Genomic DNA, 25,947 nt, shown 5'->3' on the forward strand with positions numbered 1-25,947 from the left:
TTTATCTCTCTGAATGCAAATCAGTATTACATTGCCTTTCAATCACTTGAGCACGAAACATTTTTCGTCGCTCAACTCGCCTTTCAGGTCAAATTCAACCTGTTCTTGCGCCAGGTCCGGGGCGTTCCTCGTCGGTTCCCATTCACGCGTCTCTTTGTTCCAGATAAATTGTTGGACCGACACCCGCTTCTTCTTACGGACGTACAGCATCATATTCCATACTCCGTCGAGACGTGAAAAACACGTCTTCACATGAAGGACGTCCCGGACGTTCTTTTCGGCAAATTCGAGAGCAGCTCGATTCACTTCATCTTTGAGCCGTAGGTCTGCGGGTGGTTCCTCGGGTCTGGAATCTGTCCCCTTCGCTACTGGCGGTAGCTGAGTTTGCCCATCTTTGGATCTCTCATTCACTCCCGGCTCGGGAAGGGGTTTTGATTTAAGATCCGCGGGACCGGGAGATGATTTTGTATTCTTCAGCCCCGACAGACAACCGCACAAGGCGATCATCACCAGAAATGCAATTCCTGTATTCAAAAGAATCTTCATACATTATTCCGTGTGAAGTGGAAGGAAGCAATCATAACCATACCATGTGATATTCACATAAACAAGCCGACTATTCATCAGCTAAAGGTAAACCGAAATGCAAATGAACTACAAACAGCAGAGACTACATTGCGGAAACTATGAACATCCGCTGGTTGCTCCGCAGTTGAGGCAATTATAGCACGAGCCTTCCCTTACCATGATCGCTCCGCAGTCATGGCATGCAGGCGCATCTGATTGCAGATGGAACGGGTATGCAGTCTGTGTTCTTTGGTCGCCGCCGGATGCAGGCACGCCGGAATTCGGATTACCCTCACCCGGAGGCAATAAACCTGCCGTAACCTGCTGGTCTTTGTTGAGAAAACGGATCCCCAGGAATCGGAAAATATAATCAGTCAATGATTTCGCTATGGGAATCTCCCGATTACTGGTGAAACCGGACGGCTCGAATCGCACATGGCTGAATTTATTCACCAAAGCTTCCAACGGGACGCCGTACTGCAAAGAAATCGAGGTCAAGGTCGCTATGGTGTCCATGAGCCCGGAAATGGTGCTTCCTTCTTTTGCCATACGAATGAAGATCTCGCCAACTTTTCCGTCCTCATAGAACCCCACATGAATGTAGCCCTTCTGTCCCGCAACCTCGAATTTGTGCCGAAAACTTTTGCAGTCCACGGGCAAACGTTTCCTCACCGGCTGAGATTCGAAGAGTGCCTGGGAAGTGACTACAGGCTGAACAGCCTTGCATCCGTCCCGATATACCGCGATGGACTTCAGTCCCAGCCGCCATGCAAGCGTGAAGATGCGCTCGATCATTTCTACGCTGGCATCGTTCGGCAGGTTTACGGTTTTAGAGATGGCTCCGGAAACAAACGGCTGGACGGCAGCCATCATGCGAATGTGGCCTTCCGGCGAAATATTGCGTTTGCCTTTCAAAGGGCGAAATGCGCAATCAAAAACGGGCAGATGTTCCTGAGCCAGTTCGGGAATGTGTTCCAGGCTCCCAGTCTCCGCCAATTGCACGGTTATTTCATTGACTTGAGAGGTCGAATACCCGAGGCGCTCGAGCGCTCTGGGAACCGTGCGATTTACGATTTCCAGCCGCCCTCCCCCTGACAGGGATTTGTATTTGATGAGAGCCAGTTCCGGTTCCAGTCCTGTGGTGTCGCAGTCCATCATGAATGCTACGGTGCCGGTGGGTGCAATTACCGTTACCTGGCAGTTTGCGTATCCGTGCGCCGAGCCCAGAGCCAGAGCCGCATCCCACACCTCTTTGATTTCTTCCAGGAAGGGTTTCGGCAGAGCAGGCCCATCGATCATGGATGCCTTATCGCTGTGAGCACGAATCACGCCCAGCATGGGTTCCCTGTTTTTTTCAAATTCGCTGAAAGGACCGCGAACCGCGGCAATCCGGGCAGACTGGCTGTAGGCTTCCCCGGTCATGAGTGCAGTAATGCCCGAAGCCCAGGCACGACCTTCATCCGAATCGTAAGGGAGTCCCATGGACATGAGGAGTGCCCCCAGATCGGCATATCCTAGTCCCAATGCTCTCAGATTTCTGGAATTTCGTGTTATCGCAGGCGTGGGGTAACTTGCTTTATCAACAATAATGTCCTGTGCCGTAATCATGATGTCTACAGCGTGCCTGAATGCTTCGGTATCGAATCCGTTCTTGTCCGCAAACGCCGTGAGCTTCAATGAAGCCAGATTGCACGCGGAATCGTCAACATGCATGTACTCGGAACAGGGATTGGAAGCTCGTATGGGAGCAGTCTCAGGACAGGTGTGCCAGCGGTTGATGGTCGTGTGGAACTGAATACCGGGGTCGCCGCATGCATGAGCCGCCAAAGCCATTTCTCTCATGAGGTCCCCTGCCGGGTACGTGTCTGCGACTTTGCCTGAAGCAACGAATCGAGTCTGCCATTTTCCGTTGGTTTCGACTGCTCTCATGAACTCGTCCGTGACCCGGACCGAGTGATTGGAATTCTGAAATGCTACGGTAGAGTACGCTTCACCTTCAAGCGATCCATCGTACCCCGCGTTTACGAGCGCCTGGACCTTCTTTTCCTCCAGCGCCTTGGAACGGATGAATGCCACGATATCGGGATGATCGATATCGAGAATCACCATTTTCGCAGCTCTTCTCGTCTTGCCGCCTGACCTGATCACTCCTGCGGAAGCATCAGCGGCCTTCATGAACGACAGGGGCCCTGAGGCAAGACCGCCTCCACTGAGAGGTTCCCTGCAGGAGCGGAGCTTCGAAACGTTTACCCCCGATCCGGACCCTCCTTTGAAGATAATGCCTTCCTGGGTGTACCACTGGAGGATCGATTCCATGGTATCGTCAACACTGATGATAAAGCATGCAGAACACTGCGGATGCGGATCCGCGCCTATGTTGAACCAGACCGGACTGTTAAATGAAGCCTTCTGATGCAGTACGAGGAACAATAATTCGTCACGGAACACACGGGCATCTTCTGGCGACGCGAAGTATCCCTGATCCGTTCCCCAGACGGCTATGGTGTCCACCACCCGTGTGAGCAACGATTTTACGCTGGTTTCTCTTTCTTCCGAAGAAAGCGTTCCTCGGAAATAGCGGGAAGCAACCACCGTCAGAGCCATATCGGACCAAAACTCCGGCGTCTCTATATCGGTCTGTTCGAAAATCAGTTCGTTCTTCTCGTTGCGAATTGCAGCAGTGCGCTTCTGCCACACGACCGCATCCAGAGGGTCCCGCCCTTCTACCGTGAAAACACGGCGGAAAACCAGACCGGAATCCGACGATCGTACAGGCTGAACGCTTTTTTCTCGGGCCCTACGTTTGCTGCCGTTTGGCTTTCGCATTTTTTCTCCTGATCGGCGTTTGCGCTGTAACTCAAAGTAGCGTAATGCAAGCCCTCGTTTCAGGCAAGAGCACTTATCAAGAAGCTGCCGCGGCGTATCTGATTTCTGCTACCCAATCGGGGACCTTTCTCACGAGTCTGCGGAGATTAAGTTGTCTGCATCTCGGGCATTCACTGAAATGGAGTGATGAAATAAATCCGCACGTGCCGCACTCGTACTCGTACTGTGAGCTTTCGATTTCCACCAGGGGAATGTGGGCAGTGCTTCTTCCGTTTCGCAATTCTATGCGTCTGGCCAAGTCCTGCGTGTTAAGAAATCCTCCATAAAAGAGCTTTGAATAGACTTTTCCGAGCTGTTTCCAGGTAAGACCGAATTTCCGCACTATTTCCTCATCCGACATGTCCTGCATGATGCAGGCGAGAACCTCGGCGACTCTAAGGACACGTGTGGTCTTCGAAAACATTACAAGTTTCTTTTTCATTTGGGGGCTCCAATTATGATTATACTTTAATTTTATCATTTTATTAATTGATATTTCAAGTTATTTTGTGATTAATAATCAAGAGCAGACACGAGGCCTGCCCCTACAAGGATGGCGAATCGTGCCACGATTTTTGCGCATTCGAGAATTCTGAGACAGTCTAGGCGAGTAAGGCGAGTGTGCCCCTACCTGGCATCGGAACAGCCGATTCAGCAATTCTGTCAAATATTGTCATTGCGAGGAGCGCAGTGACGTGGCAATCTCCTGATTCAACCGGTTAATTTCAGGCGATTGCTTCGCTTCGCTCGCAATGACACCCCCGAACTGAATCTCGCTTTCCGGAAAATCAGTCGACAGTCCAGCTAAATGATTCCTGAATTTCTTTGACAGACGTATCGGGAGGGAATCCCCCTTTGAAGAGTTCGTCTACGCTCGTGACAATCCGTTCTCCTGAACGGCCTTCAGCAACGATAAGAATGTCGCGGCCTTCCAGACGGGCGAATTCCTGCAGGTATTGGAGACACGTGCCGCAGGGCAACAGGGGTGCGTACAGATCCGAAACCACGGCCACTGCGATGAAGCTTCGTGAACCGTGTATCAGCGCATGATTTACGGCATTTCGTTCGGCGCAGACGCCCAGAGCAGGAATTAAGCATTCAGTATTGCAGCCCTCGAAGATTTCTCCATCCGTTGTGAGAACCGCAGCGCCTACGCGGAATCGGCTCAAAGGAACAGAGGCATTGTCTCGCACTTGAAGAGCGGCAGAGATAAGTCGATCGATGTTCATGGATAAGATCTCGCGATGTACATTTCGAAAAAAGTATAGGGGACCCTGGATAGCAATAAAGGATTGAAGGGTCAACAACTTCCTTTAGTCATAAATGCCAAAACGGAGATGCGAGAACCTCTTCCGGTCTTGTTCGGACACTTCAGAACCTATTCGAGCCATAAAGAGATTCTCCTCCCTGAGGGATACATTGGGCTCGTTCGTGTAGTAATCTCGAAATCCGTAGTTTTTCAGCAGATTCAGCATGAGCTTGCGATACTCGAATTTGGTCAGTCCGGTTCCGTCGAGATCCCAGTGCCAGGAGAACCCGTTCATATACGCTATTTTCGATTCCAGGGAGTCGTCGTTGGATAAGGTTATATCCAGCATTTTGGAAGCTATTCCGGTTTTCCTGAAGTTGCGGCTCACCTCGATTGCGCCCAATTCGTACATGAGCTCACCCAACCTGCTCCACCGTTCCGTTTCTTCCGGAAACCAGCAGGCAAGATATCCCACCACAACACGTTCATCGCGAAGCGCCAGAGAAACGCGTCCGCCCTTTTTTGCAGCAATCCTCTCGAACACTTCGAGTTTCTGAATTATGGACGAATAATGAGCAAAGTTGCCCAGACCCGGGTCCAGTTCCAATCCATGGAAATCTTCCGCCGGAAATCGAGGATGGATGATGATGCCATTCGCTTCTTTATATGCCGGTAAAGGTTGTTTACGGGGAACAGAGATTGTTCCCACGTCCAGATTTTCCATCAAAAGTCACCCCAGTCCCGCTGCAGGGTTTTGAGCATAATTATGAGGTCGCGATACTTACCCTGTCGGTCTTTTACATAGTCTTTCAGGACGGCCTGTTCACGAAAGTCCAGTTTATGCGCCCCGTTCTTCGCTGCGTCCTCCACGCCGGAGACAAATTCTGCGACGAGTATCTCAATACCTATATTCATCGCGAGTTTGATTGTGTCAAGGAGCATCCATGTGCCGATCCTCTGTTGTCGATACTCCGGATCGACGTTTATGCGGAGATGTGCAACGTGCGACAGGCAATCCGAGGGACGTTTATGAAGCCGAACATTTGCGATGATAGTTCCATCCGGCGTGACTGCCACCAATGGCAAGAGCCGGCTGAAGTCGAGGTGCTGTATCCATTCATGCATTACATCAGGATCAGCCAGGTTCTCTCTCAAGAACCATCTCTCGTCCTCCGGAATTCTTGCGAAGAGTTCCAACAGCTTGTGTTCGTCTTCCGGAACGAGAGGTCTCAAGAGCACGGGGAGTCCATCTTTGGTTATTATTTCCTTCGGGTAGTCGTCAAACATGGCTGGCTCCTTGCACAAAAGGTTCATCAGAACATATTTTTTTAACAAAGGCCGGGAATCTTGGCAAACGCAAATTCGGTCGAGAATGGGACTCCCGGATTCCGATTCCATGTCTTAGACAGGCAAAATGGTTGCACAACCGTTCATGTGGTACTACAATGCGGTGCCGTCATAAGCGACGATTTTCTCCAGGAGGCACTTATGGACGAAAAAGAAATAACCGTACTGAGCACTATGAAAAATTTGGGAAAGCCCGTGAGACCGGGTGACGTGGCAAAAGCATTGAATCTGGACTCAAAGGAAGTATCAAAAATAATTGACGGTCTGAAGAAGAAGGGAATGGTCATTTCTCCCAAACGCTGCTATTACGCTCCTTCGGATTCTTGAAAAGAATGAGTCCTCCAGCGCCAAAAAAAACACTCAGCGGAGGACTCACGAATCTCCCCATCGATATGTTTGAAAAAAGCTCTGGGCGCATAAGCAACATCTATGGACAATTCCACGTACAGCCATGAAATTCCGAGGCTTATATCCCCACCTGCCCATATTCATCTCATGGGAATCTGTGGCACGGGCATGGGATCGCTGGCAGGAATGTTTCACTCAAAGGGGTATCGCGTTACCGGATCGGACCAAGCCGTGTATCCGCCTATGAGCGATTTTCTGAGGAATCTTGGGATTCCGATCATGGAAGGCTATCGGGCTTCCAACCTCCAGCCGAGACCTGACCTCGTCATCGTAGGAAACGTGATCCGCAGAACCAATCCGGAAGCAGTGGAGCTTGAGAAATCAGGCATACCGTATGTTTCCATGCCTCTGGCCGTTACACACTACTTTGCCCGGGACAAGACCCGCATAGTGGTCGCAGGTACCCATGGGAAAACCACGGTAACGGCAATGATCGCGTGGATACTCGCTTCTGCCGGACGCGATCCGGGATTCATGATTGGAGGCCTGCCGAAAAACTTCGGCCTGAATCACAGGGTAACGGACGGCTCGGTTTTCGTGATAGAAGGCGACGAGTACGATACAGCATATTTTGATAAACGCCCGAAGTTTCTCCATTACAGTCCCGGCATCGGAGTTATCACTTCCTGCGAATTCGATCATGCGGATATTTATGACAACTTCGATCAGATTCGAGAACAATTTCGTCTTTTTGCGGGACTTATTCCCAAAGAAGGCCGGCTCGTGGCCTTCGTCGATGACGTAAACGTCCGCGCGATCGCGGAGGCATGCAGAGGCCCTGTTGTCACGTACGGGTTCAGTTCCGTCGTCCAATGGTCCGTAACCGATGCAACCCCTTCAGACGGAGGTTTTTCCGTTGTTCTGACGAATCATGGGATGAAAGTAGCTGCAGGAAGACTTGCCGTCATCGGGATGCATAATGTCCTGAACGCAGTCGCTGCGGTTGCCGCATGTGTTCAGGTAGGACTCGATCCCCAGGAAGCTCTGGACTCGCTAGCCTCCTTTCAAGGCGTAAGAAGACGTCAGGAGATTTTGGGCGAGTATCGCGGCATCACCGTCATAGATGACTTTGCGCATCATCCCACTGCCGTACACGTTACGTGCTCGGGTGTGAAAGCTGCGTTTCCCGGCAGACGGCTTGTTGCGGTATTCGAACCTCGGACAAACACGAGCAGGCGGGCATTCTTTCAGAATTTGTACGCTTCTGCTTTCAGCGATGCAGACTTGGTTCTGATCCGAACCCCGCGCGATGTTGAAGATGTCCCGCGCTCCGACAGATTCGATTCCGAGAGGCTGGCACGGGATCTGTGCACTCAAGGTAAAGAGGCGCGGGCCTTCGGTGATACTGAAGAAATTCTCCACTTCCTGTTATCCAACCTCCGGCAAGGGGATGTAGTGCTTATTATGTCTAACGGGAGCTTCGACGACCTTTGCAGGAATCTTCAAAAAAGCCTCCAGGAGGCATGTCATGAAGGAAGCAACTCTCTACGATAAACTCGAATCCAATGCGGTAAAATGCAGGCTATGCCGCCACGGCTGCAAAATAGAGGACGGCAAAAAAGGTCTTTGCTCGGTACGTCTCAATCAGAAAGGCACTTTATACACGCTGGTCTACGACAAAGTTGTGTCCACCAACGTCGACCCAATCGAGAAAAAGCCTCTGTACCACTTTGCCCCTGGGACCAAATCGTTCTCCATAGCAACGGTAGGCTGTAATTTCTTCTGTACTTTTTGTCAGAATTATTCCATTTCCCAGATGCCTCGCGACAGGGACAGGATTATCGGTGAGGAGTATTCTCCGGCCCAGATAGTGGAAATGGCTGTGGAAAGCGGCTGTCGCAGTATTGCGTACACGTATACGGAACCCACGATTTACTACGAGTTGGCTCGTGAGACCATGGAAGAGGCTCATCGGCGTGGTCTCCTGAACGTATTCGTGACGAATGGATACATGACCCGTGACATGCTCGACGATTCAAAAGGTCTGATCGATGCGGCAAATGTGGACTTGAAAGCATTCAACGATAAGTTTTATGTTCGCTATTGCAAAGCCAGGCTGGATGGAGTCCTCGATTCTCTCAAGTACATGCGTGAACTGGGCATCTGGTTGGAAGTCACAACACTCCTGATCCATTCGCTGAATGACGAATTTCTCGAAATTCGCGAACTCGCGCGATTCATACGGAAAGAGCTCGGGGCACATGTTCCATGGCATGTCTCCAGATTTTATCCGCAATACAAAGAGCAGGATATTGCGCCCACCGATGTGGAAATCTTGCGAAAGGCGCGACAAATCGGCCTTGACGAGGGACTCAAATATGTCTACACCGGCAACGTTCCGTGGGACCCTGGGGAAAAGACTTTTTGTCCGGAATGCTCCGGGCTCTTGATCGATCGAGTGGGATATTCCATAAAAAAATACGCACTTAAAGAAGGCCGCTGCCCGAAATGCGGCTTCGAGCTTGATGGCATCGAGCTCTGACAGTGTTGACATTGGAGTGCAAACCGGCTTTAAAAGACCCGAGTCTTTTTGGCGCTTCCGTCTCCAGACGAGTGACCCGAGCCTGTCCCGACGGACTCCCGGATGATCGCCGAAATCTGTCGGAGAAGAGAATCTCATCGCAGGCCTACCATGTCCCAAAGGAAATAGTATGAATCGTAGAATTCTTGTATCCCCGTCAATCTTGTCCGCTGATTTCTCAAAACTGGGCGACGAAATTAAAGCGGTCGAACAAGCTGGGGCGGATTTCCTGCATATTGATGTGATGGACGGTCACTTCGTGCCGAATATCACGATTGGCCCTATGATTGTGGAAGCCTGCAAGAAGATTGCGACTATCCCGCTGGACGTCCATCTCATGATTGCTGAGCCTGACAGGTACCTCGAAGATTTTCACGCGGCTGGAGCAAACATTTTGACGGTTCATCCCGAAGCGACTCATCATCTCCATAGAACTCTGACGCGTATACGAGAGCTGGGAATGCAAGCAGGAGCCGCTCTAAATCCTTCAACGGGGCTCGAAGCAGTCAGATATGTGCTTGCGGAACTGGATATTCTCATGATAATGACCGTTAATCCCGGTTTCGGAGGTCAATCGTTTATTCCCACCATGCTGGAAAAAGTAAGATCCGCACGGGAGATGGCGGACAAATCGGGATATCCCATTCGCATCGAAGTGGATGGTGGAGTAGCTCCTTCGACTGCGCCTGACCTTATATGTGCGGGCGCCGATATATTTGTCGCCGGAAGTGCGGTATTCCTTCGTCCGCCGTATTCCGACGCAATCAACCTTCTTCGCAGTGCGGAAACACAGTGCCGTACGGGCGAATGAGTCAACCAGGCCGGATTCAGAACCATTCACTTTCAAGAGAAGGTCAAAGCATGAGAAAATTGCTGTTGATTATTGCAGCCCTGAGCGCGGTCGTTATGCTCGCCACCGATTATTGTTCCGCTGCCAAAGCCAAGAACAAAGTCCCTGAAGCCAAGTCAATTACGTATCCGGATCTGGAAAAGGATCCCGGTTTCTTCTTTATTCTTGCAGAACAGGCGGAGCTTGCCGGAGATACTGAAGGTGTAGTCCGGAATCTGAAAAAAGCGCTCCAATTGGACCCAGGTTCATCGTACCTGTACACGCGTGTGGGAAATGTACTGGCCAGGAACAGAAAAATCGCCGATTCTCTCATTATGACCCGCATTTCGGTGCTTTTGGAACCCACCAATGACGAAGCGTTCACGCTCCTGGGGAAAATCTTCACGGTCACGGGGGATCGTCATAAAGCCATAGAGGAATACAGTCGTGCGCTGGAGTTGAAACCCGACGAGCGAGAGCTCTACGTCTTCATCGGATCGTTGCAGGTCTCTCAGAGGCTTTTTCCAGAGGCTGAGAAGACGTTTACGAAAATGACGAAACAGTTTCCCGATGAAAAGGAAGGTTTCTTTTACCTGGGAAGAGTTTTCGTTGAAGGCAAAAAGTTCGACGAGGCAATAGAAACCTTCGAATCTCTGCTGGACAAAGGGGTTGAAAATCCTGCTCAGGTACATACGGAACTTGGCGGCATCTACCTGCTCATGAACAAACACGCCAAAGCGGAAGAACATTTCAGGGAATCCGTCGAGCTTGACCCTACCAATGTGACGTCTCGACTCAACCTCGGACAGGCTTTGGCCAGTCAGAAAAAATACGCCGAGGCGTACCAGGTTTTTGAAGATTTATCGAAACTTGCCCCCTCAAATCTTGGAATTCAGATCAAAATGGCCATGATTCTGGCCGAACAGAAACAATACGATACAGCGATAGAAATTCTGCAGAAAATTCTCCTGACAAAACCCGGATGGGATCAGGTCCGTTTTCAGTTGGGAAGGGTGCTCAAAGAACAGGGCAAACTGGACGATTCAGAAAAGGAATTTATCCAGATTCGCAAGGGCCAGCCTACTTTTCTCCATTCCCGCATCATACTGGGACTGATGTTTCTCAAAGTAAAGGATTACGGCAAAGCGCTCAGGTACGTTGATGAAGCGATTGATACGGATGTTAAGGAACCGGACCTTTTTCACATCAAGGGCTCGATTCTGGAGGAGTTGAACAGATATACCGAAGCCCTCGTGATGTACGATAAGGCTCTTGAACTCGACCCAACAAATGTCAGGATTCGTTATTCAAAAGGAAATGCACTGGAAAAAAGCGGGCGTCGCCAACAGGCACTGGTTGAAATGGAGAGAATCATCGTGGAGAAACCGGACGACGCGAGCGCTCTGAATTTCGTCGGATATACGCTTGCAGTCGGCGGAAAAGACCTCGGGAGAGCCGAAAAACTTGTCCGCAAAGCACTGGAGCTGAAGCCGGACGACGGGTACATTATGGATTCGCTGGCCTGGGTCTTGTACAAATCCGGAAAAACCGACGAAGCGCTGGATCTGCTCCTGAAAGCTATTGAAAAAGTGCAGACCGACCCTATTTTGGCCGAACACCTGGGGGACGTGCTGCTCGAGAAAAAGCGCGGTTCAGAAGCAGTTGAGGCGTACAAGAAATCTCTCCAACTGAATCCCGAAAACATCGTGGTACAGGAAAAACTTAAGAAATTGGAAAAGGAGAGTGCCGCGAAAAAATAGCGGAGCCCGAGAATTCGATCGAGCGCAGGGTGCTCCGTTCGAGCTGATGAGATTATGAAATATAGAACGATTCTTGAATCCAAGTGGAGCCGGAATCTCATTAAATGCAAAAGGACCGGAATTGTCGTTGTCGGGCTTGTTCTTTTCATGGCCCAAGCGCTGGCAGTATCGGTCGAGGCAAGAGGACCTCAGAAAGAACCTTCCCCGAGTTGCGTCAGATATTCTATTCCTCCATCCCTGCTTGAGAAGCCATTCTCATTTGCCGGTAGGATTGTACCCCTCCAGAGACCGGATGTACAGTCGAGAGTCCTTTTTCAGATAAATTTCCTCCTCCTGGATGCAAGGAGTGTTCTCACCGATTGGCTTTCGGACAAGAATCGCTATAGCTGGCTTTTTGAAGAGATTCTGGCCAAGGAAGGCATTCCGAAAGATTTTGTCTGGCTCTCTCCCATACTATCCGGAGCAAATCTCAAATCGCAATCCCGGCAAGCCGGTGTGGGCTGGTGGTCCCTCGAGAAGGTCTGTTCCGCATCTGAAGGCGTGGCAATGTCGGAAGATACATGGCATGACGATCGCATGGATCTGGAATTGTCAACCCGATGCTTCAGCCACACGATCAAAGATATCCGAAAAGAGTTGGGAAATGGGGACTGGCTCATAACCGTTGCGGCTTACATGCTTGGGCGTAATACGGTCAAAGAAGCTATGCAGAAATGGAATACCCGGGACTTTTGGGACTTGCCGCTTCCCGAACCGGCGGAAGAACTTGTGGCGAGATGGATTGCGCTCAAGATCATTGCCTCTGAAAGAAGTTACTTTGGCCTCGATTTCAAGGAATCCCACCCGTTTGTTTTCGATCAGGTCGCGGGGATTCGTCTGGCCAAAGATCTACCTGTCGCTAAAGTAGCAAAAATTCTGAACATGCCTGCCCGTGAAATAATGGAGTTGAATCCCAAATTACGGCCCTCATCCGGTATATTTCCGGCAGAGGTAAAAGGAACGCCTCTAGTGCATTCCATATCGGTGCCCCGGGGCAAGGGCTCTCTTCTGCTCCGGGAACTCGGCAAAGAAGGATATATAGCAGCTCCGCCCAAGTCGTAGGGACACCTATTTGGACTTGACTAGAGGCGGAAAAAGTCTTAACCTTGTCTCAAGAGTACAAGAATTATGCCGAAAAATTGAGACCTTAACTCGGGAGCAGGGAATAAATGACTCTCAATAAATGGGATCCAATCAAAGATTTGCTAAACATGCAGGAAAAGTTACATCGCATCATGCACACCGGATCGGCTGAATCCTGTCTCCCTCGTGCCGGATATTGGTGCCCTGCTGTTGACATTCTGGAAACGCAGGAAGCGTACATATTCAGGGTGGAGTTGCCGGGAGTAGGCAAAGAAAACATCAATGTGGAAGTCAGTAACAGCGCATTGGTCATCTCCGGCCGAAGGCCTTCCGACAAGGATCCTGAAATCTCGAATTATCATAGAATCGAGCGAAATCAGGGATTTTTTCAGAGAAGCTTTACCATTCCCGGATATGTCGACGTAGAGAATGCCGTGGCAAAATATGTGGATGGTATCCTTGAGGTAATTTTGCCCAAATCCGAGAGAGGCATTGAGCACAGCATACAGGTGATGTGTCTCCTTTGATCTCCGCCGATCATAGCTATACTAGACATTCCGAAGTAAGCGACAAAACATGCGAAAACGCGATCCCTATAGTGTGCTTGGTGTGGGGAAGACGGCCTCCGAAGAGGAGATCAAGCGGGCATATCGTAAGCTCGCCCGACTGTACCACCCCGATATGAATGGCGATAGCAAAACTGCCGAAGCCAAATTCAAAGAATTGAGCGAAGCGTACGAAATTCTTGCCGACAGAGAAAAGCGACGGATGTACGACACCTTCGGTCATGACGGTTTGGATGGCCACTTTCGCGATTTTTCCGGCACCAGGTACGGCAGCCCCGGTCAAAAGAGAAATACGTACCATTTCGATTTCAGCAACTTCTCGAGGTCCGGTGATTACGGTTTTTTTGACGATGTTTTTTCCGACTTCTTTAAGTCCGACGGTAACCGTCGTACCAGGAAATCAGGATCGGCTCGCGGCACGGACCTTGAATATCGTCTGACCGTGGACTTTTTCCAGGCTTTTCATGGTGTGTCGGCTATCGTTTCAGTCATGGATCGAAAAATCAATGTGCACGTTCCCGCGGGAGTGGATTCCGGTTCGAGGATCAGGGTTCCAGGACAGGGGGCGCCCGGATTGAGAGGGGGGCCTCCCGGAGATTTGTTTCTTGACGTGACGGTTACTCCACATCCTTTTTTCCGGAGGGAAGGTGACGATATCTTTACGACACTGCCCATAACCATTTCCGAGGCAGTTCTGGGCGCGAAAATCGAAGTTCCGGCTCCGGACGGGCGGCTCGTGCTGAAGATTCCGCAAGGCACCCAATCGGGAACGAATTTTCGGTTCAGGGATAAAGGCTTTCCTTCCATCAGGGACAAAGAGCGGGGAGATTTCTATGTGGTAGCTCAGATTATCATTCCGTCCCACATCGATCCTGTGTCTCGGGAACTTCTCGCAGAATTCGAGCGTCGAAATCCTTCCAATCCGCGACATGGTATCTGGGGGGATGGTTTCTGACGCTTTGATCGTGACTCAATCACGAATTTTTTGGATCATTCCGTACGATCTATACAATTGTTTATACATTGGAGGAGCTGATGGACGAATCTGAAAAATCTGAATTCACTATACGTGATAAACGAAGATTCACTACTGAAGGGGAGTCGAAAGCAACATCCGCAGATAAAGAACCGGAAACTCCACCTGAACAGCCAAAAACAGAAGCCCCTTCGGAAAAACCTGCCGATAGGAAGAGAGAAAGAGAATATCAGCCCCTTGATTTCAACTCTTTCGTGTTAAGCCTTGCCAATACTGCTTTGCTGCAGATGGGAATGATAAAATTCCCGGATTCCGAAACGGAACGGGATCTTTTTGGCGCCCGCCAGACCATTGACCTTCTGGCCTTGCTTCAGGACAAGACTCGTGGTAATCTGTCCGATCAAGAACAAAAAGTTCTCAATGAAACGCTCTTTCAATTGAGAATTGCTTTTGTTGAAGCTGCCAAAGAAAAATAGCGCCCATGTGAAAAGGAGAACCGACAAATGTCCCGCATTTGCGAAGTGTGCGGCAAACGACCGCTGAAGGGGTATAATGTGAGCCATGCACACAACCGTACCAAGAAAATATCATATCCTAACCTTCAGAAAGTCAGGGTCCTGGAATCCTCCGGCCGCGTAAAAAGGATGAAAGTGTGTACCCGATGCATTCGATCGAATATGATAACGAAAGCCCCCTGATGTCCATCCAATCAATTGCGCCGTAGGTATAAACTTGCGGCGCTTCCGCCACTTTCAAACTTTCAACCCTTCCTGTCCGACGACTTAACAACAAGATTGACTGTTGCGAAAAAGTGTGTGAAAAATCCAGCAACCCATACATTCTACTGGGAGCCGCACTATGAGTGAAAAAAGTTCTGATGCCGTGGAGTGGGCCTACAACCGATATATTAAAGGCAATCCCGAGAGAAAGGCTTCGTTCGAAGAAGCAAGCAGACAATCCGATCTCGCTCAACAAATCTACGACATTCGGAATAAGCTCCGTATGACGCGGGAGGACTTGGCTGAATTCTCAGGGCTTACCCCAGAGATCATTGAAGACATAGAAGAGTCCGATTATTCCGGCGATTGGGATGAAACCACAACTTTGATTAACAAAGCGTTCCGCGCCTGGGTTTCAGAAGTCATTATCCCCGTAGCCCGGATGAACCCTGATGACTATTCAGTAAAGGCGGTGAATGCTTGAAGATTATGTGTCCGACTGCAGCATTCCTGCTGACCAGGTACCCGCGTCAGTGCATCCATATAAGTCGCATGAGACCCAGAGGGGCACGAGCGTGCCGCTCGGTCTATGATGAATGAAACCCATTATGCACTGAGGAGAAGCACTGACATCACAGATTGGAATCCTGAGTGTGAGAGCGGAGAAATGGGAGACCGAAGAGCTCGAACTCTTTGACGGCTTCCTTCACATGAGGAGTAACCCGTGACCGTGCGACTTCAGGAGAAATCGGGATTGTCTGCGCGATAATGTATGCCATAATTTGGTCTTGTGAGGCACACAACGGCAATTCCTCAATCGCCCACCACCAGTCCTTTCCCCGTGACAATTCACCCAAACGGCACAAGTACTCATGCTCCAACCCCACCTCTTCCGGTCGAGCGAATGACGGACGCATCGTTAGTTGCGGAAAGCGCCCCATCGTGGACCAGCCAAGCTCAATCGTAAATGCTTCACGTTTTTGGTCCGGAACAAGAACCACCCACAGGTGCCGGCTGTCGGTAACAGCCCAACGATACGCGCGTTCACCCTGAAAACCAGCCAATGCAGAGTGCTTTTTTACCAGCGCAAAGAAAGGACAAGCACTGGTGAAGATTTGAGTAAACACTTCACGTAATGCGGCTCCATATTCTTTCCTCAATTTCGTTCCCTCTGGTCCAGTGCTGTAATTTCTTGGAAAAAACAGATCACATGATTGCCAGCCGATCGACTTTCTTTACTCCGCGTGTCGTTCTCAGGGCATTCATCAGAGAATTGAGGTGATCTACATTCTTCACGGATACGACAAAAACGCCTTCAGCATAGTTGTCGTTGACATTCTTAATGTTCGCTTGAACTATATCCGAATCATTCGACGAAATTGTGCCGCTCACCGCAGCGAGCATGCCCATCCTGTTCTCGACCTGTAAAGCGAGCTTTGCGGTCCGGCGAATAGGCTGATCTTCATCCCAGGTCACATCGATTACTCGTCTGACATCTGTTCTCGCGAGGTTGGGGCAGTCCTGATTGTGGACCGTTACGCCTCTTCCTCGAGTGATGAATCCACGAATGCTGTCTCCGGGAAGCGGATTACAGCATTTCGCGAAAGTTACCATAACGTCCGTCAGGCCCTGCACTCGCACGCCGCTCTTGGCAGTGGAATGGTTCTTTTTGATCTGTTTTTCTTCGACCAGCGATGCTTTTGCTTTTTCACGCTCTGCAGGCGGGACCAGCTTGGTAATGATGACTTTGGGTGAAATGCGGCCGTAACCGATGGCTGCGTAAAGATCGGCTTCGGTCTTGAAGCTGAACTCCTGGGCAATCTTGAGTATCTCCCCTTCTCTTTCGACCCGGGATATCTCCATACGCCACTTGCGAAGTTCCCGATCCGTGCTTTCTCTCCCGATCTGAATGGACCGTTCTCGCTCCTCGGTCAGCACATAATGGCGTATTTTAGTCTTGGCCCGACCGGTTTTGACAAATTTGAGCCAATCTTTGCTTGGTTTCTGGTGAACGGAGGTAATAATTTCAACGCTGTCGCCAGTTCGAAGCTGATATTTGAGAGACACCATTTTCCCATTGATCCTCGCGCCCACACACCGATGCCCCACTTCGGTGTGAATCGCATACGCGAAATCAAGCGGTGTCGCTCCTTTGGGAAATTCCCTTACCTCTCCTTTCGGCGTGAAAACGTAGACCTCATCAGGGTACAAATCGACCCTGACATTCTCGAAAAATTCGCGAGGGTCGTCCAGATCCTGCTGCCATTCCATCATCTGGCGCAGCCAATTCACCACTTTAGCATCTTCCGCTTCGGGAATCCTGCCTTCTTTGTACGACCAGTGGGCTGCTATACCTTCTTCAGCAATGAGGTCCATTTCCGTGGAACGTATTTGGATTTCTATGCGCAGTCCTTCCGGACCGATAACGGTAGTGTGGAGTGACTGGTACCCATTGCTTTTGGGCATGGCAATGTAATCTTTGAATCTGCCCGGGACCGGCCGCCACAGAGAATGGATCAAGCCGAGCACAGCGTAACATTCGCTGACATTATTCAGGATGATTCGAAAAGCAGTGAGATCGTGGATTTGGTCGAAATCAAGGTGCTGAGTGATCATCTTTTGATGAATGCTGAAGATTTCCTTGTTTCGTCCCTTGATTGTGCCCTTTATATTGTACTGCTCGATCTTCTCCGTGATGATACGGAGTACATTATTCGCGTACTCCTCTCTTTGTTTCAGAGATTCCTCGAGACGCCTTGCAATAGTGGAATATCGTTCGGGATTTACGTACCGAAAGGCAAGGTCCTCCAGCTCGGTACGCATCCAGTAGATCCCCAGTCGAGCTGCTAGAGGCGCGTATATATCCAGAGTCTCACGCGCAATGCGGACCTGTGCGTCGGGGGGCATGGGGCCGAGAGTTCGCATATTGTGCAACCGGTCAGCCAATTTCACCATCAATACGCGAATATCCCGGCTCATCGCCAGAATCATCTTTCGGAAATTCTCTGCCTGTCGTTCTTCTTTTGACTGGAATTCTATTTTGCTGATTTTGGTGACCCCATCCACCAACGCAGCAATTTCTTTCCCGAAGAAACGCTCGATCTCCTCAAGCGTGGCAAGGGTATCCTCTACTGTGTCGTGAAGCAGGCCCGTTGCCACGGACGCCTCATCCAACTTCATCTGGGCCAATATCATCGAGACAGCGACGGGGTGGACGAGATAGGGCTCACCGGAACGTCGTGTCTGCCCAAGATGGACCTGAGCGGAATACACGTACGCCGCGCGGATCAGATCCAGGTCAGCATCCGGATAATATGATTTGACTAAATCCTGGATTTCACCAAAACGGACTATGGTCTTGCCCGTCTGACTCACGTTTGATCCAATTTGTTGTGCACTTGTGGATACCTTTTGTTCCATTCGGAAAAAACTCGTTTGTCCCTGCAAAATATTACGACACCCGATAAGACAAGGGCAACCCCCGACATCGGCATATTAGACGAAGCGCTTCCTTGAACCCGGCCGTCGCGGTTTCTTGGCTTGCTCCTGATCGGAAAGCCTGCCCTGTCTTTTCTTCAAGACGAGGCGCAGGGGGGAACCACGAAAATCAAAGGCTTCGCGCAACCGGTTCTCGAGAAATCGTTTGTACGAAAAATGGATGGATTCCGGATAATTGCAAAAAAACATGAATGTGGGCGGAGCAGTACGAACTTGCGTCAGGTAGTAGATCTTTATGGGTTTTTTATGATGCATACCCGGTGGATGACTTGTCGTTGTTTCTTCAATGAATTTGTTCAGTTCCGCAGTGCCTACCCGTTTCCTGTACACGGATTCCATTTCTTCGATAAGACCGAAAAGTTTTACCGCACGCGTACCTTTAAGTGCCGAGAGCGTCAGTATAGGCGCATACTGGAGATATTTCAGGAATTCCCTCACATGAGCGGTAAAGGCATGGATGGTATTACTATCTTTTTGCACCAGGTCCCATTTATTGAGCAAAATGATAACCCCCCTGCCCTTTTCGTACGCGTACCCTGCAATACGAGCGTCCTGATCCGTAACCCCTTCCGTTGCGTCCAGAAGCACCAGGACAATATCGGCCCGATCGATGCTCTGGAACGCTTTGATGACACTGTATTTCTCAACCCTGTCGACGATCCGTGCACGGCGCCGTATACCTGCGGTATCGATAAACACGTATTCTTTGCCGTGGTATTTGACAACAGTGTCTATAGAATCCCGGGTGGTTCCCGGCGCAGGATTAGCTACAAGCCGCTCTTCTCCCAGGAGCAGGTTGATCAGTGTGGATTTGCCCGTATTAGGCCTGCCCACCACCGCAATTTTCGTCAACGGCTCCCCGGCCGGTTCAGAAATCGATTCCGGAATTCCTTCCAGTATGGCATCGATGAGTTCATCAGCCCCATAGCCCGTAATTGCACTTACCGGATAGATGGGCTCGACGCCGAGCCCGAAGAAATCCACCGCGAAATTTTCCTGCTTCTCTGAATCGACTTTATTGACCGCGTACAAAACTGTCTTATCAGTTCGCTGCAATGTACGGACGATCTCATAATCAGACGGTGTTATCCCAGCCTTTGCGTCGCCCATGAAAACGATGATGTCCGCTTGTTCCACTGCCACCAGGGTCTGTGTACGCATTTGGGAAAGCATGACATCTTCGGTGGTCGGCTCGAATCCGCCGGTATCCACGACTATGAAAGATTTGTCTCGGATCGTGACTTCCCCGTAATTACGATCTCTGGTGAGTCCGGGAGTGTCTTCGACCAACGCCCGGCGTGTCCCTGTCAGCATGTTGAACAGAGTAGACTTGCCGACATTCGGCCTGCCTACAAGAGCAACAAGTTTTTTACGTGTACTTTTCGCCATACCAAAACTATACCATACAATAGGAAAAGCGGTCACTTCGGCGGGAGTCCTTCATTTCCCCGGGACGAAATCACCGCTTAAATTGTGGTGCTTTTTGCTATCTTATATTGACAAATAGTCCTTTCCGCTCAATCGCACAACATGCAATCAGCCACTACCTCTCCTCTCTTACGCTCGCATTCTTCCTTTGTGATCTTTACACATTGCGGTTTTGCATTGGGAAGGCAACTGCAAGGCCGGATGCAACAGTTAACGATTTCCTGATCCTGAGAAATCGCAACAGGGGAGGTCATGAGCACGATTGCCATTGCGCCTATAAGAAGCCATCGGAACATTTCGTATTACCTCTGATTCGAAATCACGGGGAGAAACATACCACATTCTCGGTTTTGCCATAGGATTAAATGTTTTTGTTTTTTCACATCTCCATTCGATCTCAGATTCTCGCGGATTCAAGGTATTCGACTCGTTCGCGAAGTGGAGGATGAGAATAATAGAACCACACATAAAAAGGATGAGGATTCAGGTTCGAAAGATTATGGCCTGCCAGTTTTTTGAGCGCGGTCGCAAGAGGTCCTGAGTTCATCAGGAGTCGCAATGCAAAGACATCTGCACTTCGTTCGAATTTCCTGGAAATGGCTGCGCCTATAGGCCGGAGAAAATAGCCGGCTTTCTTCCAGAAAATTGCCACTATGACGAGCGCCACGTAATTGCTGACCGGATCGAGATGAAACGTCTCGTACATTAAAGGCCAGTTCAGGATACGATATGTTGCATAAAAGACGACGAGTGTGGTTGCGAGGCTCAGCAGGTATGATTTGAGCACGTGGTTCATTTTGAAATGCCCGAGCTCGTGAGCAAGCACCCCCAGGATCTCGTCCTGCGTATGGGTGTCGATGAGTGTGTCGAAGAGCACTACCCTCTTGGTTTTTCCCACACCGGTAAAATATGCATTGGAATGCGTGCTCCGTTTCCCTGCATCCATCCGAAAGATACCTTCTGTCCTCATCCCTGTTTCTCGAACCAGTGACTCAATTTTTTCTGCCAATTCGGTATTGGAAAGAGGTTCAAACTTGTTGAATAACGGTGCAATCAGAACAGGGTACAGAACAATAAGAAAGAACTGAACCACGGCAACAATCACAAATCCCAGGAGCCACCAATAATCAGGCGAAAAAAGTATGCTCCACAAGAGCGGCCCTATGGTAATTACGGCAAATACAGCGGAAATCCCGACCGCTTTTACGTTATCCAAGAACCATGTTTTTATATCCGTTCGGTTGAACCCGTATTTTTCCTCAAGAACGAATGTGGCGTAGTAATCGAAAGGGAGATCGAGTACGAAAGAAATGGCTCCGAGCATCAGGAAGAAGCACAGTCCTGCAACAACATAGGAGTAAGAGACAAAAAGACCTCCAAGCCAGGGGAATAATCCGAAAAGGATCGCCGCAAGCAACAGAGAATCACCCGTCAATTTCTTCACAATGTACAGATTGCTGGTATCCAGACTGTACTGATTCATCCGCAAGAGCTTATCCCTGTCGACAAACCCTTTCATGCTCTCAGGTACATCAGAGCCTTTCTGCACAAGGTGCCTGCGATTGAGCATCTCCATACCGATTGCGAATGCAAGCTGCAGAAGATAGATAGCGCCGAACACGATTGAAATGGAATTCCACTCAACTACCATAGATTGCTCCAATAAAGACTTCGTTTTTCATAAAATATTCTGACAACCGGCTGGATGTACTTCCACATGAGATCTATAGTATTAGCAATCCTGTTGATTTTTCCTGCCGTTTCGATGCTTTCGGATTCGGGAGAAAAACATGCCGCTCTATGATGCAACATTGGCCCTGCACGAAAAAATGGCCATTTTCCCCGGCGACCCTCCTTTCAAGATGACTCCCCTTTTTCAGACAACCATGGGAGATAAATTTAATCTATCCACCATTACCATGGGAACACATACGGGTACTCATGTCGATCCGCCGGCGCATTACCTGAATTGGGGGTATACAGTCGACGAAATTCCTCTAGAGACACTCATCGGTCCGGGGAAAATCCTGGATTTGACGGGCCACCCCGAGCTGAATCGAGATGTCCTGCATTCATGTGACCTGAAGGGCGTTGCCCGGGTTTTCTTCAAAACCGACAACAGCCGGAAACTTCTGGAGCCCGATTTTCATGAGAATTACGTGTCGCTTACGAAGGATGGAGCCTCTTATCTATCCGAGTCAGGCATCAGAATGGTTGGAACGGATTATTTTTCTATAGAAACGTACCACAGCTCGGCAGCAGAGGTTCATCACATATTGTTGCAGGCAGGAATTCTTGTTGTGGAGAGTCTCAATCTGGGGCACATACCTGCAGGCCCGTGCACGATCTACTGTCTTCCACTGAAGATTTTAGGGGCGGACGGAGCACCTGCTCGAGTACTCATAGAAATGGACTGACAAGCGATCGATTTGGGCCGCTTAATTGCGGCGCTTCGCGACTCTCACAAACCCAATAGTCACGCGAGGGAGTAGAGATCATCGTTTCTCGTGATCGCGGTACTGTGAGTTCTTAAATCCCCCCTACGCCCCTTTACTAAAGGGAACAGTGTCGCTTTTTTGCCCCCCTTTAAAAGGGGGAGCGGGGGCATAGGCGTTAAAATAAGAATCCGACTCAGGATGTGATGATCAAAGCGAACTGCATCGTTTTTGCCAGAGTGTCTGAATGACTGTCATTGCGAGCAAAGCGAAGCAATCGCCTGAAATTAAGCGCCTGATCCCAGGCGATTGCCACGTCGCTGCGCTCCTCGCAATGACAAGGATCAGGTTAGTTGCTGAATGGTGGATTCCTCGCTGTTCGCGGGCGTTTTCCATCAACATGGGTCGGCAGAGACGCCGACCCCTACCAAAGCGCTCGAGATGGGAATGTCCTTATTTTAACGCCTATGGGGGCGGGGGGATTTTCCCCGCGAATAACTGAATGCATACCCTTGTTTGAATATTTTCCTTGTGATGGCACAACGAGTATAAGGCCCGACCGGGTGTCGGGCCTTTTTGATGGGCATCGCCGTGCTTCAGGGTTCCCGAATTTCGAGGTACCGCCGGTAGAGTGGACATTCAACCTTCGGAAGGAACGCGCCCCGTTGCAAGTTCGGGAACCCGATTGACGACGCCCTTCCTCAATTGCGGTTGAGATGTTTCCAACAGGACCGGACCTTAGAAAATGATTCCTACAGCAGCCATAGCTCCTTCGAGGCTTATCTTATTTACGTTGCACGGCTGATCGATTTCCAACACTACCCAGCGCCAACCTGCCTCAATGTAGCCGTATCGTCCATAGTTCATCGGCACGGATATTCTTCCTGCCGCATATCCGTCCCAACCGAGGTAGCCTTCAAGAAAATCGATGGACCACTTGCAGTGAACAGAGGCTACACTCGTCCCGAGATATCTGACGAATCGCTCAAAGCTCATGCCTGCGGTGGCGAGATGCGCGGCCTGATTTCGTGTCCTTGTCTGGATCGTGTCACTTACCGTAAGCTTGTCATCAACCAGAGTATAGCCGGCAAACAAGCTTGATATTGCATGGGGTTGCTTGAACCAGTCATACACGAGGGCTGCTCGGTAAATGTTGCGGTCCCAAATGGTAAGCGTGGAAACGAATGCCGGATATAGAGTATTTCCGAAGTAAAACATTGATGATGGAATGAAGTTGTCCCGATAGCGGATCGGCATGAAGGAAACCCGAATGCCCCAATTGGGCTTCACCTGACACTGAGCCTCGTACTCGGACAGGTACTCGTACTTCCGCAGTCCAAGATTCTTGGTCAAACTCAATTGAGGGGCTTCGCCGCCGATTGCATTACTGCCCCATACGATCGTAGAGGAGTTGAGATTTGAATACCAGATTTTGGCATTCAACTGGAACTTGCTGCACCCCATTCTCGGGAGAAAAGGAGGTGGAGCACACGGTCCGTATCCAAATCCCTGGAGACCGAAAAGATTGGAAAGTCCTCCGCCCTGGGGAAAAGGCCCGCATGCAGACCCCGGACCCGGATTGCCCGGTGGGCAGACGGCACCCTGGGACGGATTTCCCGGATAGGCTACAGGGGGAGCGGAGTAATAACTCCTCCTGGCAGTGTACCCCGAAGAAACCGCCGATTGTTGCGTACGCACCGGTGCCTTGGAACGATACTGTGGATTTACCCGCGGTTCTGCGGACAAAGCATCGCCCTGGATCACAGTCGAGCCCGAAATATCGCTGTAGGCCCAGCTAACCGTGACGGTGGCTGCAGTTATTAGTGTTAGCGACAGAACACATAGACAAACCAATAGCTTCAAGGGCTTTACTATCACCATACCATCCCTCCTTGACTGAATGTCCTGGGATGGTGTCATTATTCAACCGCGAAATTATGTCAAGTGAATTCTGAGAAAAAGTTATACTTTTTTCAGAATAATTCTCTAAAGCCCTGTCTTTTCTAAGACCGAAAATCCGCTAAACGCTAGTCATATCCTTGAAAAAACGATCAATGTCCCGGTTTTTCGAATTAAAAAGCGCGATGCTGATAAGTAACTTGAAGGAGCCTCTGATTTCACCATCAGGGGGGGCGTGCTTGACCTCGATGCGTCGAAAACGTATCATTGCTGCCGATCTGAAGTCTCAGGCTCCGGGCACCCTCAACAAGAATATGCCGCGTAAAGCTATTTTCCTCGACCGGGACGGTGTTATTAACCACAAGTTACCGGAAGATCATTACGTTTCTTCTATAGAACAATTCGTTTTCCTGGACGGGGTCGCGGAAGCGCTTCGTCTCTTGCGCGATATGGGGTTCGTTCTCGTAGTGATCACGAATCAGCGGGGAATCGCTCGAAATTTGATGACTGAATCGGATCTCGAAAAAGTGCACAATCATATGCGTTCAGTATTGGCTCGAAACGGCGTGGTTCTTGATGCTGTGTATCATTGTCCCCATGAAAAGGACGAACTCTGCAATTGTCGAAAACCTCAACCTGGCATGATCCTGCAGGCTCAACGGGATCTTGGCATCGACCTGAATTTGTCTTACCTGGTGGGGGATTCTCCTTCAGATATGGAAGCGGGAAGCAGAGCCGGAGTTCGCTCGGTGCGGATAACCGATGGGCAGGATGATACTGCTCATGCAGTGTTCAAGGATTTATTGGATTTTGCCCGTGATCTGGCAAACCGTCAAAATACCGTCCAGGATGTGACCGTTTGACCCCTTGCCAATAGGAAGAAAGCGTCAGGAGATAAATATATGAGTAATGTTCAGGGCTGGCCTCCTCTGGACGCGAATGCCCGCTTGTCTGTAGAAAGCGAGTTTTGCTTTGGGTGCGGACCGCACGTTCCCTGTTTTACCGAGTGCTGCGGAAAACTGGAACTGCTGCTTACTCCTTATGATGTACTGCGGTTGAAGAATCGGCTGCAGCTCACATCAGAGGAGTTCCTGGACCGGTACACCGTCATGCGGTGGCGCACTGCTCACGGATTTCCCGAAGTCCTCATGGAAATGGACTGTGCTTCGGGGAAACGATGTCCTTTTGTTACCCCCACGGGCTGTTCCGTGTACGAAGACAGGCCTGGAGCGTGCAGGATTTATCCGCTCGGGCGGGCTTCCACATCTCATGTTATGGATGGATCTCACAGGGAATTCTATTTTACCGTACGCGAGGATCATTGCAGAGGCTTTGAAGAAAAGAAATCATGGAAAGTCTCCGAGTGGCTGAGCGACCAGGGGATGGAAGATTATAACCGAATCAACGATCTCCTCATGGAATTGTACGTAATGCGGAATCGCGGCAAATCCGTTGAATTCAGCCCCCAGCATCTCCAGATGTTCGTCATGTCCTGTTACAATTTGGAGAAATTTCGGCAATTCGTATTCAAGAGTCGATTTCTGGATAAATTCGAGCTTGATCCTGAGATGGTGGCCGAGATCGAAGCAGACGATACCAAATTGCTCGAATTTGCGTTTCTCTGGCTGAAATTCGCTTTGTTTCGGGAACCGGTTCTGAAGCCGAAGTCATAACCTTGCTGTATATGCGAGAGAACCAGATAGCGTAGGACGGTGGTGAGCAAAGTGAACCGCTCATTGTGGTCGAAGAACGTCCGAA

26 protein-coding genes are annotated in these 25,947 nt (G+C 50.0%); 14 read left to right on the plus strand and 12 right to left on the minus strand.

Translation table 11 applies throughout. The features are described 5' to 3' along the window. Window positions 1–42: 42 nt before the first annotated feature. From DESTI_RS18925 to DESTI_RS18950, 6 genes are all read right to left on the minus strand, one after another. Window positions 43–546: a hypothetical protein gene (locus DESTI_RS18925; protein ID WP_014811574.1), complete on the minus strand. Its 504-nt coding sequence runs from the start codon at window positions 544–546 to the stop codon at window positions 43–45. Between the two features lie 138 nt (window positions 547–684). Continuing rightward, window positions 685–3,393: a vitamin B12-dependent ribonucleotide reductase gene (locus DESTI_RS18930; protein ID WP_014811575.1), complete on the minus strand. Its 2,709-nt coding sequence runs from the start codon at window positions 3,391–3,393 to the stop codon at window positions 685–687. A 76-nt stretch (window positions 3,394–3,469) separates the two neighbouring features. Next, complete coding sequence (locus DESTI_RS18935) at window positions 3,470–3,874, minus strand: FmdB family zinc ribbon protein (protein WP_014811576.1); 405 nt, start codon at window positions 3,872–3,874, stop codon at window positions 3,470–3,472. Window positions 3,875–4,220: 346 nt separating this feature from the next. After that, entirely contained in the window at window positions 4,221–4,661 is a 441-nt protein-coding gene (locus tag DESTI_RS18940) for a cytidine deaminase (RefSeq protein WP_014811577.1), read from the minus strand. Between the two features lie 84 nt (window positions 4,662–4,745). Continuing rightward, a complete protein-coding gene (locus DESTI_RS18945; protein ID WP_014811578.1) occupies window positions 4,746–5,405 on the minus strand; it encodes a GNAT family N-acetyltransferase in 660 nt (219 codons plus the stop codon). Then, window positions 5,405–5,968: a GNAT family N-acetyltransferase gene (locus DESTI_RS18950; protein WP_014811579.1), complete on the minus strand. Its 564-nt coding sequence runs from the start codon at window positions 5,966–5,968 to the stop codon at window positions 5,405–5,407. Before DESTI_RS18950 ends, DESTI_RS18945 begins: the two co-directional genes overlap by 1 nt. A 201-nt stretch (window positions 5,969–6,169) precedes the next feature. Between DESTI_RS18950 and DESTI_RS18955 the strand changes: the two genes are divergently transcribed. From DESTI_RS18955 to DESTI_RS19005, 11 genes are all read left to right on the plus strand, one after another. Next, window positions 6,170–6,355, plus strand: a complete 186-nt coding sequence (locus DESTI_RS18955) for a DUF8462 domain-containing protein (protein ID WP_014811580.1) — start codon at window positions 6,170–6,172, stop codon at window positions 6,353–6,355. A 102-nt stretch (window positions 6,356–6,457) separates the two neighbouring features. Next, window positions 6,458–7,930, plus strand: a complete 1,473-nt coding sequence (mpl, locus tag DESTI_RS18960) for a UDP-N-acetylmuramate:L-alanyl-gamma-D-glutamyl-meso-diaminopimelate ligase (protein WP_014811581.1) — start codon at window positions 6,458–6,460, stop codon at window positions 7,928–7,930. After that, window positions 7,905–8,918 (plus strand): AmmeMemoRadiSam system radical SAM enzyme, encoded by a 1,014-nt coding sequence (amrS, locus tag DESTI_RS18965; RefSeq protein ID WP_014811582.1) that lies wholly within the window; start codon window positions 7,905–7,907, stop codon window positions 8,916–8,918. The genes mpl and amrS overlap by 26 nt, the downstream gene beginning before the upstream one ends. A 169-nt stretch (window positions 8,919–9,087) precedes the next feature. Next, window positions 9,088–9,768, plus strand: coding sequence for a ribulose-phosphate 3-epimerase (gene rpe / locus DESTI_RS18970; protein ID WP_014811583.1), 681 nt, complete (start codon window positions 9,088–9,090; stop codon window positions 9,766–9,768). 50 nt (window positions 9,769–9,818) lie between these two features. Then, window positions 9,819–11,546, plus strand: coding sequence for a tetratricopeptide repeat protein (locus tag DESTI_RS18975; protein WP_014811584.1), 1,728 nt, complete (start codon window positions 9,819–9,821; stop codon window positions 11,544–11,546). Between the two features lie 54 nt (window positions 11,547–11,600). Beyond that, complete coding sequence (locus tag DESTI_RS18980) at window positions 11,601–12,647, plus strand: lysozyme family protein (protein ID WP_014811585.1); 1,047 nt, start codon at window positions 11,601–11,603, stop codon at window positions 12,645–12,647. Between the two features lie 107 nt (window positions 12,648–12,754). Then, complete coding sequence (locus tag DESTI_RS18985; RefSeq protein ID WP_014811586.1) at window positions 12,755–13,195, plus strand: Hsp20/alpha crystallin family protein; 441 nt, start codon at window positions 12,755–12,757, stop codon at window positions 13,193–13,195. A gap of 49 nt (window positions 13,196–13,244) precedes the next feature. Beyond that, window positions 13,245–14,189 (plus strand): DnaJ C-terminal domain-containing protein, encoded by a 945-nt coding sequence (locus DESTI_RS18990; protein ID WP_014811587.1) that lies wholly within the window; start codon window positions 13,245–13,247, stop codon window positions 14,187–14,189. An 80-nt stretch (window positions 14,190–14,269) separates the two neighbouring features. Next, window positions 14,270–14,686 carry a DUF1844 domain-containing protein gene (locus tag DESTI_RS29140; RefSeq protein WP_014811588.1) on the plus strand — a complete coding sequence of 139 codons (417 nt, stop codon included), beginning with the start codon at window positions 14,270–14,272 and terminating at the stop codon, window positions 14,684–14,686. Window positions 14,687–14,713: 27 nt separating this feature from the next. After that, window positions 14,714–14,908 carry a 50S ribosomal protein L28 gene (gene rpmB / locus DESTI_RS19000; RefSeq protein WP_014811589.1) on the plus strand — a complete coding sequence of 65 codons (195 nt, stop codon included), beginning with the start codon at window positions 14,714–14,716 and terminating at the stop codon, window positions 14,906–14,908. Between the two features lie 160 nt (window positions 14,909–15,068). After that, window positions 15,069–15,413 carry an aromatic acid exporter family protein gene (locus DESTI_RS19005; RefSeq protein WP_014811590.1) on the plus strand — a complete coding sequence of 115 codons (345 nt, stop codon included), beginning with the start codon at window positions 15,069–15,071 and terminating at the stop codon, window positions 15,411–15,413. Window positions 15,414–15,561: 148 nt separating this feature from the next. Here the strand turns inward: DESTI_RS19005 and DESTI_RS19010 are convergent, their stop codons facing one another. The 5 genes from DESTI_RS19010 to DESTI_RS19030 form a co-directional block, all read right to left on the minus strand. Beyond that, window positions 15,562–16,089, minus strand: coding sequence for a hypothetical protein (locus DESTI_RS19010; RefSeq protein ID WP_014811591.1), 528 nt, complete (start codon window positions 16,087–16,089; stop codon window positions 15,562–15,564). 46 nt (window positions 16,090–16,135) lie between these two features. After that, window positions 16,136–18,349 (minus strand): RelA/SpoT family protein, encoded by a 2,214-nt coding sequence (locus DESTI_RS19015; protein WP_014811592.1) that lies wholly within the window; start codon window positions 18,347–18,349, stop codon window positions 16,136–16,138. A 75-nt stretch (window positions 18,350–18,424) separates the two neighbouring features. Continuing rightward, window positions 18,425–19,816 carry a ribosome biogenesis GTPase Der gene (der, locus tag DESTI_RS19020; protein WP_052316143.1) on the minus strand — a complete coding sequence of 464 codons (1,392 nt, stop codon included), beginning with the start codon at window positions 19,814–19,816 and terminating at the stop codon, window positions 18,425–18,427. Window positions 19,817–19,944: 128 nt separating this feature from the next. Continuing rightward, window positions 19,945–20,151: a hypothetical protein gene (locus DESTI_RS19025; RefSeq protein ID WP_014811594.1), complete on the minus strand. Its 207-nt coding sequence runs from the start codon at window positions 20,149–20,151 to the stop codon at window positions 19,945–19,947. Window positions 20,152–20,252: 101 nt separating this feature from the next. Beyond that, entirely contained in the window at window positions 20,253–21,506 is a 1,254-nt protein-coding gene (locus tag DESTI_RS19030; protein WP_014811595.1) for a M48 family metallopeptidase, read from the minus strand. A gap of 139 nt (window positions 21,507–21,645) precedes the next feature. Between DESTI_RS19030 and DESTI_RS19035 the strand changes: the two genes are divergently transcribed. Continuing rightward, window positions 21,646–22,272, plus strand: a complete 627-nt coding sequence (locus DESTI_RS19035) for a cyclase family protein (RefSeq protein WP_014811596.1) — start codon at window positions 21,646–21,648, stop codon at window positions 22,270–22,272. 756 nt (window positions 22,273–23,028) lie between these two features. Here DESTI_RS19035 and DESTI_RS19040 read toward each other — a convergent pair. Then, window positions 23,029–24,171 (minus strand): hypothetical protein, encoded by a 1,143-nt coding sequence (locus DESTI_RS19040; RefSeq protein WP_014811597.1) that lies wholly within the window; start codon window positions 24,169–24,171, stop codon window positions 23,029–23,031. A gap of 266 nt (window positions 24,172–24,437) precedes the next feature. Between DESTI_RS19040 and gmhB the strand changes: the two genes are divergently transcribed. Together gmhB and DESTI_RS19050 are read left to right on the plus strand one after the other, a co-directional pair. Beyond that, entirely contained in the window at window positions 24,438–25,052 is a 615-nt protein-coding gene (gmhB, locus tag DESTI_RS19045; protein ID WP_237671499.1) for a D-glycero-beta-D-manno-heptose 1,7-bisphosphate 7-phosphatase, read from the plus strand. A 39-nt stretch (window positions 25,053–25,091) separates the two neighbouring features. Then, complete coding sequence (locus tag DESTI_RS19050; protein WP_014811599.1) at window positions 25,092–25,862, plus strand: YkgJ family cysteine cluster protein; 771 nt, start codon at window positions 25,092–25,094, stop codon at window positions 25,860–25,862. The last annotated feature ends 85 nt before the right edge of the window (window positions 25,863–25,947 follow it).

This window comes from Desulfomonile tiedjei DSM 6799 (assembly GCF_000266945.1).
GTDB classification, from domain to species: Bacteria; Desulfobacterota; Desulfomonilia; order Desulfomonilales; family Desulfomonilaceae; genus Desulfomonile; species Desulfomonile tiedjei.